Origin of the sequence: Mycobacterium sp. SMC-4 (assembly GCF_025263265.1) — a bacterium.
Classification (GTDB): Bacteria; Actinomycetota; Actinomycetes; order Mycobacteriales; family Mycobacteriaceae; genus Mycobacterium.
The window spans coordinates 1,010,279-1,022,801 of record NZ_CP079869.1 but is presented as its reverse complement, the minus strand read 5'-3'; the positions used below and the strand labels follow the sequence as shown (position 1 = coordinate 1,022,801).

Sequence of the window (12,523 nt, the reverse complement as noted above, 5' to 3'; positions counted from 1 at the left end):
GAATCAGGGGGCCCACGAGGCTGTCACGGCCTCGTGCGCGCTGTGCCGGGGCAGCGGGACAACCCACTCGACGACTGTGCCTGTGCCCGCGGGGTCTTGTCCGATGTGCGCTGTTCCGCCGAATTGCTCTGCGCGCGCGACGATGTTGTGACGGCCGTGGCCCATCACGTCATCGTCGGAAACACCGATTCCGTTGTCACGCACTGTGATGTGCAGTTGCCCGCCGTCCACCTTGACAGTCACGCTGGCGATTGTGGCCCGTGAATGCCGGGCGACGTTGCTCAGCGACTCCCGAACAACCGCGAGGATCGCGGCATGCAGCTCGGGCTGAATCGGTGTCTCGTCGATCGGGCCCTCGAACTGCAGAGTCGGGCTGTAATCCCATCCCGCCACACTGCCCTCGACCACATCGATGATGGCCGAACGGATCCGCGTCGACCGGCCGGGCGGTGAAATCGCCTGGTGCAGGTTGAAGATCACTTCACGCAGGTCGCGGATGATCGCGTCGGTTTCGTCGATGAACGGTTGCAGATCAGTGTTTCGGCGTCGGTTGGCCGACGTCAGACTCAGGCCCAGCCCGAACACCCGCTGGATGATCCGATCGTGCAGATCCGCCGCGATGCGCGCCTGTTCCTCCCGCAGCTCACTGTCGATCAGCCGATCTGTGCTGGCTCGCAGGCTCAACCGCATCTGTTCCACAGCGTCGGCGATCTCGGTGGTTTCACGCAGACCCGGCCGAACGACCGGCTTATCGTAGTCGCCGTCGGCGATTGCCCTGACCTCCTGCACCAGCGATCGGACGGGCCGGGTCAACGTGCGCTGCATCATAATCGCCGCACTGATGACGGCACCTAGTACGATCACGGCCCCGACGGCCTGGACGGTGATCGCCGCCCTCTCCACGGATTGAATCCGTGCGAACTGCGTTTCACCCATACCGTCGGTATGCGCGGCCAGGGCACGCAGCTCGGTTCGTAGCTGATCGAAAAGCTGCAGGGCAGTTACTGTGACGCCCTTGCCCTCGGCTGCAGTACGCGGTTCGGCCACCTCGGCTGTCCAGGCCGCCGCTGCCCTGTCGATCCGATCGATAAGTGCTTGGCCTACCGGGTCATCGGCCATCGCCGGGCGCAGCCGTGCGAGCAACTCATCTGACGTGGCGACGCCGGCCGCGTAGAGATCCAACGAGACGGTATTGCCGGTCAGCGCGAACCCACGTTGACCGGTTTCCTGATCGGTGAAGGCCCGTCGCAACGCCTCCACGTCGCGCTGGATCGGCACCACAGAGTTGCTCAGCTCGTCGACAGCGCGGGTCACACTCACCTGGCCGAGCGCGGCCACCACCGAGACTGCGACGAATGCCGCGGCCATCACGCCCAGGCATACTCCGACGAGCTGCTTGAGCGAGATCCGCCGCAGTCTGTAGTCCTCGGACATGATTGTGCTGCCCCAACTCTTCGGTGACGAACCGACTTCCCAACAACATTCGGCTGCAGCCGATGCCGGCACAAGGGCACTCTGACCCCAACTCGCCAGAGCGCATTCCACAGCACCCGCCGGATACCCCCAAGGGTATCATCATCAAGCGTACAGGTGAGGCGATCGCTATCCCTCCGGGACCAAAGACCCTGACCGAAGCGACCAACGGCTCTGAGTAACCCGCCCTCACCGTGGAATAGGCTGAGCATCACGACGTGAAGCGAGGGTCTGGTGGGTGAAGGCGGCCGCACCGAGCAGGTGTCATTTCCCTGCGGAGATTCCCGGATGGCCGGAATGCTCTACCACCCACTGGCTACCCCGCCCCCATATCCGTGTGTGGTTTTCGCTCATGGTTTTTCGGGAACGATGGACTGGATTCTGCCTGACTTCGCGCGGGTGTTCGCGGCCGCCGGCCTGGCAGTCCTGACCTTTGACTACCGCCATTTCGGGTTGAGTGAGGGGCAGCCACGTCAGCTGGTCGACCCAGACCTGCAGCTGGCCGACATCCGGGCCGCATTGGCCTACACGCGCACCCTCGATATGGTCGATGGACGCCGAGTCGCGCTTTGGGGAACCTCATTGGGCGGCAGCCATGTCGTCACCATCGCCGCGGCCGACCCTGGGATCGCCGCAGTGGTGGCCAATGTGCCGGCGCTGGACCTGTATGCGGGACTTCGGGGACGCTTTCGGTCGCGGGACTATCGTCCCGGGTTGACTCGCTCCATCGGCGCCACGGTGCGGTTGACCGTCGCCGCCGTGATCGACTCACTTCGTGGGCAATTCGGCTTCCCACCGCACTACGTCGCTGTTTACGGCCGCCTCGGCCGGGCCGTGTTCAGCGACCCCGCGCTGGCCCCTTTGTTCGCCGACGTCGAAATTCACTCACCGACATGGCGCAACGCGGTAACCCCCCGGTTCCTGTTCCACGCGCCCCGGTACCGGCGCGGCACCATAGAAGCCATCCGCTGTCCGGTGCTGGTGACGCTCGCGAGGGATGATGCCGAAATCTCGACGCCGTGGATCAAGCACACCGTCGGACGCGCCGCCTGCGTGGAAATCAACGAGTACCCGGTGGGACACTTCGACATCTACCATGGCGCCGTCCGCGATCGTGTCGCCTTCGATCAGCGCAGCTTCCTGGTCCGCCACCTCGCAGCCACTAGGTGAGGTTGCGGTTGACGATGGCCACGGCCGCCTTCAGATGGCGGTCAGCCTGGTCGACGTTGGAGGTGAATTCGGCGTCATAGTTGTTCAGCGTCCGCTCGAGCACCGCCAGGCACATGTGCGCCGCCTGGTGCGCATCCACCGCAGCGGCATTGAGGGCCGCAGTCAGATCACGATCCGGTGCCGGCAGTTGCGCGACGAGATCAACCCCGGCGGCATCGTGCATCCGCTGGCAGGCCGCAGTGAGTAGGGGACCATCCATGCCCTTGAGCGCCCTACGCGAATCATCAAGGGCCTGCTGTAAATCGGTGACATGCGGGTATGCGCTCGACCACCACTGCGCAATGTCTGCACGCGCCGACGGTGGCTGACTACTCGGAGGCTCCGGACGGCCGGACAGCACGATGACGAAGACCGCTGCTGTCACCACCGCGACAGCAGCGATGGCCACCGCGGCGATGCCGGGCCAGGTGCGGTACCACGACCGTCCTTCGGGCATGCGCCGTTCCATGGAATCCTCCTCGGGTCCGTTCCGCAGTCGGGCGGGGTCAGTCCAGTGACTGCACGTGCTCGTGAGTGACGCTCTCGATGTCCTCTGCGGTCTGGGCCAACAACTGGCGCGCCAAGTCCGAGAGTGCTCGTGCCACGGCGAGTTCGTCGCCGATCACCGCGACGTTGCGGTCGGCCGGGTTGCAGCGGGCCACGCCGACACCGGTGATGTCCCGTTCATCCCAGACCAGCCACGCGGTCGCGCGGGTGTGATCGTCATGCTCGTCGACCGAGACGCCCACGGCCCATTCTTTCGGTTCACGGATTGTGCTCGTCATGGCGCTCTCCTTCGCTCGACGCTGATCCGTCGATCCGACGGTATCCACAAGCGCCGGTGTCGCTGTAGGGCCGAAAGGACCTAGGCGCGCAGGTTCATCGGCACGCTCCGGAGGGGGTGGCGGTGCCATCGGAACCCCTCGCCCCGATGGCACCCGAACCAGCAGCGCTCACCCCCCGGCACCGCGCGCAACGCGACGCAACAGCGCACCCGGGTTGTCGAGCAATCACGGTCAATCCGCTGTCTTGCCGCGTCAATCGTCGCAGCATGGAGCGTCGCCGTCCATGGCTCGGAGTGTGAATTTCGGCCAGACCCGGTGATCAGCGGCCCGCAGCGGCCAACTAGCCGTAACGTTACGCCACATGGGAGTGTCCCGGTTGTCCTGCTGGGAATGCGGACTCACGTTCTTCGGTCGAACCGACGCCCGCTATTGCTGCGCGGCATGTAAACAACGCGCCTACCGCCGCCGGGGGCGGGACCGATCCGCGCAGACGACGCACTCCGGTGTTGCTGCGGTCGACGAGGCACGCAGACTTCGCCGGGAAGCCGCGAGCATTCAGCAACGCGCGCTGGAGGCGCGGCGGGCAGCGCACACCGTCGCGCAATCGCTGCGGGGTGTCACCTAGCCACCAGCTCACGCACATCGATCACCCGCGCGACGTCGGCCGCCGTCACGACCCCGACGGCCCGGCCTGAGTCGAGCACGACGACTCGGTTCCCGGCTTGAGGCGTCAGCCGCTCCAGCACCGCCACGAGTGGTTCGGCCGGCTCGGCGGTAGCCATCCGGGCTCGCGGGATGGCGATGTCGGAAAGGCGAGCGACGGCACGCCGGGCCGCCGGGACACCGCGCACCTGTGCCAGTGTGACGAGCCCGGTGCACACCCCGCCGTCTGAGGTCACCGGATATGCCGAATGCCGGTCCCCGAGAAGGAAGTCCTCGATGAAGCGCTCGACCGAGACGGACTCGGCCACGGTGTGCGGGTTCGGTGTCATGACGTCGGCAACCCGGACCCCGGCCAGCGACGCGCGGGCACGCACGCCAACCTTCTCCGCGCGTGCTGCGGTCAGCAGGAACCATCCGAGGAAGGCCATCCACGCGCCCCCGATGACCGACGCGAGGAGCAGCTGGAGCAATCCCAGGCCGATCAGGGCGTAGCCCAGCACACAGCCTGCACGTGCCGCGCCGATGGCTGCGCGCACAGGATCACCGTGCCGGTGCCAGAGGTAGGCACGAAGAATGCGGCCGCCGTCCAGCGGCGCGCCCGGCAGCAGGTTGAAGATCGCCAGTATCGCGTTGGCGACCGCCAGCCAGACCAGCACCGCGGTGACCAAGGAGGATGTCCCGCCGGCGGCCAGTGCCGCGGCGGCTGCGGCGAACAGTCCGGAAAGCGCCAGACTCAGCGCGGGGCCGGCTGCGGCCATCCGGAACTCGTCGCGCGGTGTGCGTGCTTCACCGGCCAGCCGGGCTATCCCGCCGAACAGCCACAGGGTCACCTCCGGCACGGGAATGCCGGCACGGCGAGCCACCACCGCGTGGGCCATCTCGTGGGCCAGAAGAGCGACCGCCAGCAATATCGCACCACTGAATCCGGCCAGCCAATACGTCGCTCGTGGATAACCGGGCGCGGTCTGCGGCAGCGTGGCCGCCAGACTCCAGGCGAAAAGCCAGACGATGACCAGCACGCTCCAGTGCACGCTGAGGGTGAGGCCGCGCACCGTGCCCAGAACGAGTCCACTTTCCACGCCGGTCTGCGTGCTCACGACAGCGTGCTGTGGCGCTCGACGTATCCGACGACGTCGGCCAGCGTGCGCAGCTTCTGATAGTCGGACTCCGGGATGTCGACCTCGAGCCTCTTGTGAATCCCGACAAGGAAGTTCAACCAGTCCATCGAGTCGAGGTCGACCTGGTCGCGCAGCAGAGCGTGGTCGTCGAGTTCGTCCGGTTCCACCTCCGGGGCGATCGAGGTCAGTACCGACACAATGTCGCCGCGGATGTCCTGTTCTGTTCTCATGTCGTCATTTCTCGAGTTGGTCGGGTTGTTGGAGAAGTTGGTCCACCGCGGCGAGGAACATCGCTCCTCGATGACCGTCGCTGGCACGGTGATCCGCGGCCAACGACGCATGTACCGTCGTCGCGATACGGATCGCACCGTCGACGGCCCAGACGCTCTGCGCGGGTTTGCCGAAACCGACAAGTGCCACCTGCGGCGGATAGATGATGCCGAACACCGTGTCGACACCCTGATCCCCGAGGTTGGTCACGGTGATGGTGGGATCGGACATCTCCGAGCTGCGTAGCGAACCGGCACGGGCGCGCCGCACCAGATCGGTGAGGTCGGCCATCAGTTCGTCGAGTTTCTTGCCGGCGACGTCGTGGATGGCGGGGGCAACCAATCCGCCGTCACGCAGCGAGATCGCCACACCGACATGCACCGACTCTGCGGGTTGGAATCCCTCGTCGATCCAGAATCCGTTCATCTCCGGAAAGCGCCGCGCGGCCAGGGCGACGGCCTTGAGTTGCAGCACCGCCGGCAGCACCCGGTCGGTGATGGAGCGCTGCGCATTACGCTCGGCCAGCCAGTGCTGCGCCGGATCCATCAGCATGCGCTGCTGCAGGTAATAGTGCGGGATTTCGCGTTTCGAGCGACTCATCGCAGCGGCGATCGACCGGCGCATCTCGATGCCACGCTGTGCTGCCGCAGGTTTGACTGTCGACGCCGGCTGATGGGTCGACGCTGGCTCATGGGGTGGCAATGCTGCGGCGTGTTCGACGTCGGCGATGGTGACCGCACCTTGCGGCCCGCTACCGGTGATCGCATCGAGGTCGACGTGCAGCGAGGCCGCCAAGCGGCGCGCGGCGGGCGAAACCCACCGGCGGTGGCCGGGTGACGCGGCCGGCCGCGCAGGCTGGGCCGTCGGGCGGTCCGCCGGTTCGGCGAGTGGTATCTCCGGCTGCCCGACGGGCCCGGCCAGTGCTTCGGTGGCAGACCCGCCGAGTGACTCGGCGCATGCTTGTTCGGCGGATTCCCCCGGCGCCAACAGGGTGGCCAACGGAGTTCCCACCGACACGGTCTGCCCGACAGGTACCAGCAGTTCGTGGACCGTGCCGTCGTGCCAGCACTCCACTTCCACCGCAGCCTTGGTGGTTTCGACCACAGCGACGATCTGGCCGCGACTGACGGCGTCGCCAGGCTTGACCAACCATTCGTTGAGAGTGCCCTCGTCCATGTCGGCGCCCAGAGCCGGCATCGCGAACTCGATCACCGCGGCCCCCCGAACAACTCCCGCACAGCCATGACGATGGTGTCCCGCTGCGGGAGTGCCGCTTCTTCGAGGTGACGAGCGTAGGGCACCGGGACCTCGACGCTGCACACCCGTCCCACTGGTGCGTCGAGGTCGAAGAACGCCTGTTCGGTGATCTGTGCGCTGATCTCGGCGGCCAGACTGCCGGTGCGCCACCCCTCGTCGATGACCACCGCGCGATGCGTCTTGCGCACCGAACTCACGAACGTCTCGGTGTCGAGGGGGCGCAGAACCCGCAGATCGATGACCTCACAGTCGATTCCGGTCAGCGACAACTCATCGGCGGCGTCGAGTGTCTTGGCCAGGCTGCCACCGTAGGTGATCAGCGAGACATCCGAACCTGCTCGCCGGACCGCCGCCCGCGCGAGATCGGTGGGTCCCAGCGGTTCGGCGTCGGCTGAGGTGTTGTAGAGCGCCACGTGCTCGAACACGATCACCGGATCGGGGTCCTGCAGCGCGGCCGTCAACATCCCGTAGGCGTCCTCCACCGTGGCGGGGGCGACCACCTTGATCCCAGGAATGTGGGCATACCAGCCTTCCAGGCTGTGCGAATGTTGGGCGGCCAGCTGCCGGCCGGCCCCGGTCGCCATCCGGATCACCAGCGGTACCGAGAATTGGCCACCCGACATATGACGCAGCGCAGCGGCGGTGTTGACGATCTGGTCGAGTGCCAGCAGGCTGAAGTTGACCGTCATGATTTCCACGATCGGCCGCAACCCGCCCAGCGCAGCGCCGATTCCGATCCCGACGAACCCCAGCTCCGACAGCGGGGTGTCACGCACCCGGTCGGGTCCGAACTCCTCGAGGAGGCCCTTCGACACCGCGTAGGTGCCGCCGTAATGTGCAACGTCCTCACCCATCAGCAGGACCCGTGGGTCGTCGCGCAGCGCATCGCGGAGCGCGTCATGCACGGCGGTGCGGTAGCTGGTCTTCATGACCGCTGACCCGCCGGTGTCAACACATCGCGTTGCAGATCTGCGACGTCCTCCCATGTTCCGGCTTCTGCGAAGGCCACCGCCTCGTCCAGTTCGACGCCGACGGCATCTTCGATCGCGGTGATGTCGTCGGGACCCAACAAACCTTCGCCGAGACAGCGCTCGGTGAACATCGCGATGGGGTCCCGGGTGCGCCACTGTTCGACCTCGGCTTTGTCGCGGTAGAGCTCGGGGTCGAACATGGAGTGCGGGCGGAATCGGTAGGTGCGAAACTCCACGAAGAACGGGCCGCCGCTGCGGCGGATGTGGTCGACGGCCTCCTGCGCGGCGAATCGGCAGGCTGCGACGTCCATTCCATCGACGGCCATGGTGGGGACGTTGTAGGCGGCGGCCTTGACGGTCACATCGGTCTGCGACAGCTCGTGGCGTAGTGCAGTGCCCATCGCGTAAAGGTTGTTCTCGCAGCAGAACAAGACAGGCAGCTGCCAGAGCACCGCCATGTTCAGTGATTCGTGAAACGCTCCCTCGGCGACAGCTCCCTCGCCGAAATAGCAGGCCGTCACCCGGGGCCGGCCCAGGTAGGCGTCGGACAGCGCGAGCCCAACCGCCAGCGGCAGTCCGCCGGCGACGATCGCGTTGCCGCCGTAGAACCGTCGGTCGGCGTCGAAGAGGTGCATCGATCCGCCCCGGCCGCGCGAGCAGCCCTGCACCTTGCCATACATTTCGGCCAGGATCGCCGTCATCGGTACGCCGCGCAGTAACGCGTGCGCGTGTTCTCGGTAGGTGGCGACCACGGCGTCCTGGGTGTCCAACGCGCGCAGCGAGCCGGCGGCCACCGCTTCCTCACCGACGTAGAGGTGCAGGAATCCGCGGATCTTGCTCTGGCTGTACAGCTCAGCGCACTTCTCTTCCAGCCGGCGGACCCGCACCATGTCCGACAGCAGATCGCGGGCCTGGTCGCTGTCCATCACGGGGTCACCGCCGGGGCAGTGACACCGCCACTGGTCTCTATCGTCGACGTGTCCCCCTCGGGGAGACCGAGTTCGCGGGCCTTGAGCAGCCTGCGCATGATCTTTCCGCTGCGGGTGTGCGGCAGTGACTCGGTGAACTCGATGGTTTTCGGAGCCACGGCGGCGCCCAGACGCTTGCGGGCGTGCGCCAGCAGATCGCGTTGCAGCGCCTCGTCGGGCTGGTAGCGGTCGCGCAGCGTCACAAACGCTTTCACCACCTCACCGACGGTCGGATCGGGCACCCCGATGACCGCGGCCTCGGCGACCGCCGGATGGTCGGTCAGCGCGTTCTCGACTTCGAAGGGACCGATCAGGTGCCCGGCGGATTTGATGACGTCGTCGGTGCGTCCCACGAACCAGTAGTAGCCGTCGCGGTCGCGTTTGACCATGTCACCGGTCAGATACAGCCCGCCGGAAAACGCGTTGCGGTAGCGCTGATCCTGATGCAGGTAGCCGCGGAACATCGAGGGCCACCCCGGCCTGAGCGCCAGTTCACCCTCGACGTCAGGGCTGGAGATCACCTCGATGTCGCCGTCCTCGCCCCGGTGGACGATCGCGGCCTCCACCCCGGGTAGCGGCCTGCCCATCGATCCGGGTTTGATGTCGAAGGCCGGCGTGTTGGCGATCATGATCCCGCCGGTCTCGGTCTGCCACCAGTTGTCGTGAATGGGCAGTCCCAGCACCCGTTTACCCCACCAGACGGCTTCGGCGTTGAGCGGCTCCCCGACACTGGCCACAAACCGCAGTCGAGGAAACCGATACCCGCCGGCCAGCTCATCTCCGGCCTTGATCAGCATCCGGATCGCGGTGGGCGCGGTGTACCAGACGGTGACGCCCTGGCTCTCCAGGATGCGGTACCACCGCTGGGCGTCGAACTCTGCTTCGTCGACCACCGAGGTCACGCCGTGCAGGAGCGGGGCGATCACTCCATAGGACATCCCGGTCACCCACCCGGGATCTGCTGTACACCAGTAGATGTCGTCGTCATGAAGGTCGAGCGCGTAGAGCCCGGTGATGTAGTGCATCGTGACCGCACCGTGGACGTGCAGCGCACCCTTGGGGGTTCCGGTGGTGCCACTGGTGAAGTGCAACAGCGCCGGGTCTTCGGCGGTGGTGGGTTCGATCGGGGTGTCGTCGACGGCCGCATCCATCCACCGCCAGAAGCTCACGGTGCCCGGTCCGGCACCCTCACTGGCATGGTCGTCGATGATCAGGACGTGGCGCAGCGAGGTCAGCGTGTCGCGGATGCCGGCGACCTTCTTGCGGTAGAGCGCTCTGGTGGTGATCAGGACTTCGGCTTCACCGATGCTCAACCGGGTCGCAATCGGCTCGGGGCCGAAGGCGGAGAACAGCGGTGACACCACACTGCCGTTGCGCAGCGCCCCGAGGATCGAGATGTAGAGCTCCGGACACCGACCGAGCAGCGTGTAGACCCGACCGCCCTTGTGGACTCCGACCGAGCGCAGCACACCGGTGAACTTGGCGACCAGCCGGCCCAGTTCGGCAAAGCTCACGTCGCGGACGCTGAGCCCGCCATCCCAGCCCGACGAGGAGACGAAGCGCAACGCGGTACGTGTTCCCGTCGGGCCCTCGGCGTGGCGATCCACGGCCGCGTAAGCGATGTTGCACAACCCGGGTCCCATGCCCGCGCACACGTTCGGCACATCGGACCAGTCGAACCCGGAACGGGCCTTGTCGTATTCCACGAGGTTGGGAGTGACCTGCCAGTCCTGGTCGGTCTTGTGGATGACGGTCATGGCGTGGCGCCGCTGTTCGACGACCGGAGTATGCCCTGCTGCGCGGCCTTGCCGAGGTTGGCCATCACGCGTTCGAGCAGCGCACTGTAGGCGGTTCCGTCGTCGTGCAGCCTGCGGTGACCACGGTGGCGCAGGAAGACGTCGAGCCTGCGGTCGATGGGCCATTGCGCATAGCGGTCGTCGGTGAATTCCGAACGCAGGAACTCCCATGCGACGTCGTCGAGCTGGCGCTGGGTCAGGGTGAGGCGATCGGTCGATGTGGTGGGCATTCCCGTGCTCTCTCTGCGGCGGTGCATCGACCTCATCGTTCATCCGGGCGGCCCCCGGAAATAGAGACGAAAGTCACCATTGTCGGAAGGTGCCGAAGGTCCCTACAACGGTGCCCGCATGACCCTGCCTGCCTCCACGCGTTCTCGGTGAGCATCGGGTCATGCCACGCCAATCCACCCGTGCAGCCAACAACGCCGTGCGGACATTCAACAAACACGTCCTCAATCCGGTGATGTTGTTGCTTGCCGGCCGACGGCACTGGTATGCCGCAGCGATCCGGCATACGGGACGCCGCACCGGCACAACCCACACCACTCCGGTCGTCGCGGTACGAGTATCCGATGGCTTCATCACCCCGTTGCCCTACGGCACCGATGTCGACTGGCTGCGCAATGTGTTGGCGGCCGGCACCGCGACGATCACCGCCGACGGCCGGACCTTCGATGTGGTCGACCCGCGCATCATCGATGCCGCAACCGCTGCCCAAGAACTTCCGCCACATCGCCGGAGAGCCTTCCAGCGATTCAGAATCCAGCATTACGTCAAGTTCGGCCTGGTAACCGGTGAAGGGACCCTCCATGACAATTGACCGACAACGCGACGCGCGCCGCACGCTGTGCGCCGCCGAAGGTGTGCTGGTGGCCCTGCAGCAGTGCAGCCTCGATGACGCGCTGCTCGACATCGTCGGAACCGCGCGCCACCACAACGTCGATCCGTTACGTCTGGCAACCGCCCTACTCGCCAGAGCCGAAGGACGCCCGATACCGGCCGACGACGAAACACTCGGCGTCGTCGTCGATACCGTCTGGGGAGATGTGCTCAGGGGCGCGCCGGCTACGAGCGCCGCGCAACGATGACCGGGATACGCGACTGCTCGGCCACTGCGGTGCTGACCGAGCCGAGCAGCTTGCCGGCGACCGCGCCCCGGCCGTGGCTACCGACGACGATCAGTTGCGCGCGTTCGGCCTGTACGAGAAGCTGGCGGGCCGGGTTCTCGAACCGCACCAGGTAGTGCACCGTCACGCCCGGGTACTGCTGCTGCAGTTCGGTCAGTGACTTCCGCAGGAACTCCTCGGCTTCGTGTTCGATCATCGCGAAATCGCTGTGGCGCATTGTCGGGTTGTCGGCGTCCTTGCACACATGCAGCGCCAGCAGGTCGGTGGCTCGCCGCGACGCCTCGTCGAAGGCGACAGCCGCCGCGCTCACCGATCTCTTGGACCCGTCGATTCCGACCAGAACCGGTTTACGGCCGGGACCACGCCGCGGCGGCTCGTCACCGTGGACGACGGCGACCGGGCAGTGCGCGTGGTGGAGCAGTCCGACGCCGACCGAACCGATGCGCTGACGCAGATGCCCTGCGCGACCGCGCGATCCCACAGCGATCAGCTGCGCTTCTTTGGCGGCTTCGACGAGTTCGTCGACCGGCTTGCCGTGGGCGTGCCGGTTGTCGATCAACGAGGGCTGGCTTCCGATGACGGTCAGTGCCGCCGCCTCGGCCTGGCCGAGTACTGCGTCAGCCTCGGCGCCGGCCTCGGGGGCGTCGTCGACGTGGACGAGGGTGAGCCCCACCTCGCGTAGCTGGGCGTCGCGAGCCGCCCAGCGGACGGCCGACAGCGACGACGCGGACCCGTCGATCCCGACGACGACTCCGTGAACTGCTGAGGGTGCCGACATCTGGTCTCCTTCGACGTGCCGATGTCGTGACGGTAGGGCCGCGCACCGCAGCGGCGCTGGGGGCCTAAGTCGCCAATCTCGGGCCAAAAGACCTCTGGGCCGGACAGT

Annotated in this window: 15 protein-coding genes; 4 read left to right on the top strand and 11 right to left on the bottom strand. The window is 66.5% G+C overall.

Going from position 1 to position 12,523, the window contains the following annotated elements; genetic code table 11:
- Window positions 1-3: 3 nt before the first annotated feature.
- On the bottom strand, window positions 4-1,434 hold the full coding sequence (locus tag KXD98_RS04920; protein ID WP_260762143.1) for a CHASE3 domain-containing protein: 1,431 nt from the start codon (window positions 1,432-1,434) through the stop codon (window positions 4-6).
- A 327-nt stretch (window positions 1,435-1,761) separates the two neighbouring features.
- Here KXD98_RS04920 and KXD98_RS04915 point away from each other — a divergent pair, with 327 nt between their 5' ends.
- Window positions 1,762-2,643 carry an alpha/beta fold hydrolase gene (locus KXD98_RS04915; RefSeq protein ID WP_260764988.1) on the top strand — a complete coding sequence of 294 codons (882 nt, stop codon included), beginning with the start codon at window positions 1,762-1,764 and terminating at the stop codon, window positions 2,641-2,643.
- Here the strand turns inward: KXD98_RS04915 and KXD98_RS04910 are convergent.
- A complete protein-coding gene (locus tag KXD98_RS04910; protein ID WP_260762142.1) occupies window positions 2,636-3,151 on the bottom strand; it encodes a hypothetical protein in 516 nt (171 codons plus the stop codon). The two genes, KXD98_RS04915 and KXD98_RS04910, sit on opposite strands and share 8 nt — an antisense overlap.
- A gap of 37 nt (window positions 3,152-3,188) precedes the next feature.
- A complete protein-coding gene (locus KXD98_RS04905; protein ID WP_260762141.1) occupies window positions 3,189-3,467 on the bottom strand; it encodes a DUF1876 domain-containing protein in 279 nt (92 codons plus the stop codon).
- 361 nt (window positions 3,468-3,828) lie between these two features.
- Here KXD98_RS04905 and KXD98_RS04900 point away from each other — a divergent pair, with 361 nt between their 5' ends.
- Window positions 3,829-4,092 (top strand): hypothetical protein, encoded by a 264-nt coding sequence (locus KXD98_RS04900; RefSeq protein WP_260762140.1) that lies wholly within the window; start codon window positions 3,829-3,831, stop codon window positions 4,090-4,092.
- Here the strand turns inward: KXD98_RS04900 and KXD98_RS04895 are convergent.
- The 7 genes from KXD98_RS04895 to KXD98_RS04865 are packed head-to-tail and all read right to left on the bottom strand — an operon-like array spanning window position 4,085 to window position 10,740.
- The gene (locus KXD98_RS04895; RefSeq protein ID WP_260762139.1) at window positions 4,085-5,227 is read right to left on the bottom strand and encodes a site-2 protease family protein; all 1,143 of its coding nucleotides are present in this window, start codon (window positions 5,225-5,227) and stop codon (window positions 4,085-4,087) included. The genes KXD98_RS04900 and KXD98_RS04895 overlap by 8 nt on opposite strands.
- Entirely contained in the window at window positions 5,224-5,478 is a 255-nt protein-coding gene (locus tag KXD98_RS04890) for an acyl carrier protein (protein ID WP_260762138.1), read from the bottom strand. Before KXD98_RS04890 ends, KXD98_RS04895 begins: the two co-directional genes overlap by 4 nt.
- A 4-nt stretch (window positions 5,479-5,482) precedes the next feature.
- Complete coding sequence (locus tag KXD98_RS04885; protein WP_260762137.1) at window positions 5,483-6,730, bottom strand: dihydrolipoamide acetyltransferase family protein; 1,248 nt, start codon at window positions 6,728-6,730, stop codon at window positions 5,483-5,485.
- Entirely contained in the window at window positions 6,727-7,704 is a 978-nt protein-coding gene (locus KXD98_RS04880; RefSeq protein ID WP_260762136.1) for an alpha-ketoacid dehydrogenase subunit beta, read from the bottom strand. Before KXD98_RS04880 ends, KXD98_RS04885 begins: the two co-directional genes overlap by 4 nt.
- Entirely contained in the window at window positions 7,701-8,672 is a 972-nt protein-coding gene (pdhA, locus tag KXD98_RS04875) for a pyruvate dehydrogenase (acetyl-transferring) E1 component subunit alpha (protein WP_260764987.1), read from the bottom strand. The genes KXD98_RS04880 and pdhA overlap by 4 nt, the downstream gene beginning before the upstream one ends.
- On the bottom strand, window positions 8,672-10,471 hold the full coding sequence (gene acsA / locus KXD98_RS04870) for an acetate--CoA ligase (protein ID WP_260762135.1): 1,800 nt from the start codon (window positions 10,469-10,471) through the stop codon (window positions 8,672-8,674). The genes pdhA and acsA overlap by 1 nt, the downstream gene beginning before the upstream one ends.
- Window positions 10,468-10,740: a hypothetical protein gene (locus KXD98_RS04865; protein WP_260762134.1), complete on the bottom strand. Its 273-nt coding sequence runs from the start codon at window positions 10,738-10,740 to the stop codon at window positions 10,468-10,470. The genes acsA and KXD98_RS04865 overlap by 4 nt, the downstream gene beginning before the upstream one ends.
- A gap of 161 nt (window positions 10,741-10,901) precedes the next feature.
- Between KXD98_RS04865 and KXD98_RS04860 the strand changes: the two genes are divergently transcribed.
- Together KXD98_RS04860 and KXD98_RS04855 are read left to right on the top strand one after the other, a co-directional pair.
- Window positions 10,902-11,330 (top strand): nitroreductase family deazaflavin-dependent oxidoreductase, encoded by a 429-nt coding sequence (locus KXD98_RS04860; protein ID WP_260762132.1) that lies wholly within the window; start codon window positions 10,902-10,904, stop codon window positions 11,328-11,330.
- The gene (locus tag KXD98_RS04855; protein WP_260762130.1) at window positions 11,320-11,598 is read left to right on the top strand and encodes a hypothetical protein; all 279 of its coding nucleotides are present in this window, start codon (window positions 11,320-11,322) and stop codon (window positions 11,596-11,598) included. The genes KXD98_RS04860 and KXD98_RS04855 overlap by 11 nt, the downstream gene beginning before the upstream one ends.
- Here the strand turns inward: KXD98_RS04855 and KXD98_RS04850 are convergent.
- The gene (locus KXD98_RS04850; RefSeq protein ID WP_260762129.1) at window positions 11,576-12,415 is read right to left on the bottom strand and encodes a universal stress protein; all 840 of its coding nucleotides are present in this window, start codon (window positions 12,413-12,415) and stop codon (window positions 11,576-11,578) included. The two genes, KXD98_RS04855 and KXD98_RS04850, sit on opposite strands and share 23 nt — an antisense overlap.
- Between the last annotated feature and the right edge of the window lie 108 nt (window positions 12,416-12,523).

Coding starts and splice junctions, on each gene's coding strand:
- KXD98_RS04920 (WP_260762143.1), bottom strand. CDS start 1,434: ATGTCCGAGGACTACAGACTGCGGCGGATCTCGCTCAAGCAGCTCGTC.
- KXD98_RS04915 (WP_260764988.1), top strand. CDS start 1,762: ATGGCCGGAATGCTCTACCACCCACTGGCTACCCCGCCCCCATATCCG.
- KXD98_RS04910 (WP_260762142.1), bottom strand. CDS start 3,151: ATGGAACGGCGCATGCCCGAAGGACGGTCGTGGTACCGCACCTGGCCC.
- KXD98_RS04905 (WP_260762141.1), bottom strand. CDS start 3,467: ATGACGAGCACAATCCGTGAACCGAAAGAATGGGCCGTGGGCGTCTCG.
- KXD98_RS04900 (WP_260762140.1), top strand. CDS start 3,829: ATGGGAGTGTCCCGGTTGTCCTGCTGGGAATGCGGACTCACGTTCTTC.
- KXD98_RS04890 (WP_260762138.1), bottom strand. CDS start 5,478: ATGAGAACAGAACAGGACATCCGCGGCGACATTGTGTCGGTACTGACC.
- KXD98_RS04880 (WP_260762136.1), bottom strand. CDS start 7,704: ATGAAGACCAGCTACCGCACCGCCGTGCATGACGCGCTCCGCGATGCG.
- pdhA (WP_260764987.1), bottom strand. CDS start 8,672: ATGGACAGCGACCAGGCCCGCGATCTGCTGTCGGACATGGTGCGGGTC.
- acsA (WP_260762135.1), bottom strand. CDS start 10,471: ATGACCGTCATCCACAAGACCGACCAGGACTGGCAGGTCACTCCCAAC.
- KXD98_RS04865 (WP_260762134.1), bottom strand. CDS start 10,740: ATGCCCACCACATCGACCGATCGCCTCACCCTGACCCAGCGCCAGCTC.
- KXD98_RS04860 (WP_260762132.1), top strand. CDS start 10,902: ATGCCACGCCAATCCACCCGTGCAGCCAACAACGCCGTGCGGACATTC.
- KXD98_RS04855 (WP_260762130.1), top strand. CDS start 11,320: ATGACAATTGACCGACAACGCGACGCGCGCCGCACGCTGTGCGCCGCC.
- KXD98_RS04850 (WP_260762129.1), bottom strand. CDS start 12,415: ATGTCGGCACCCTCAGCAGTTCACGGAGTCGTCGTCGGGATCGACGGG.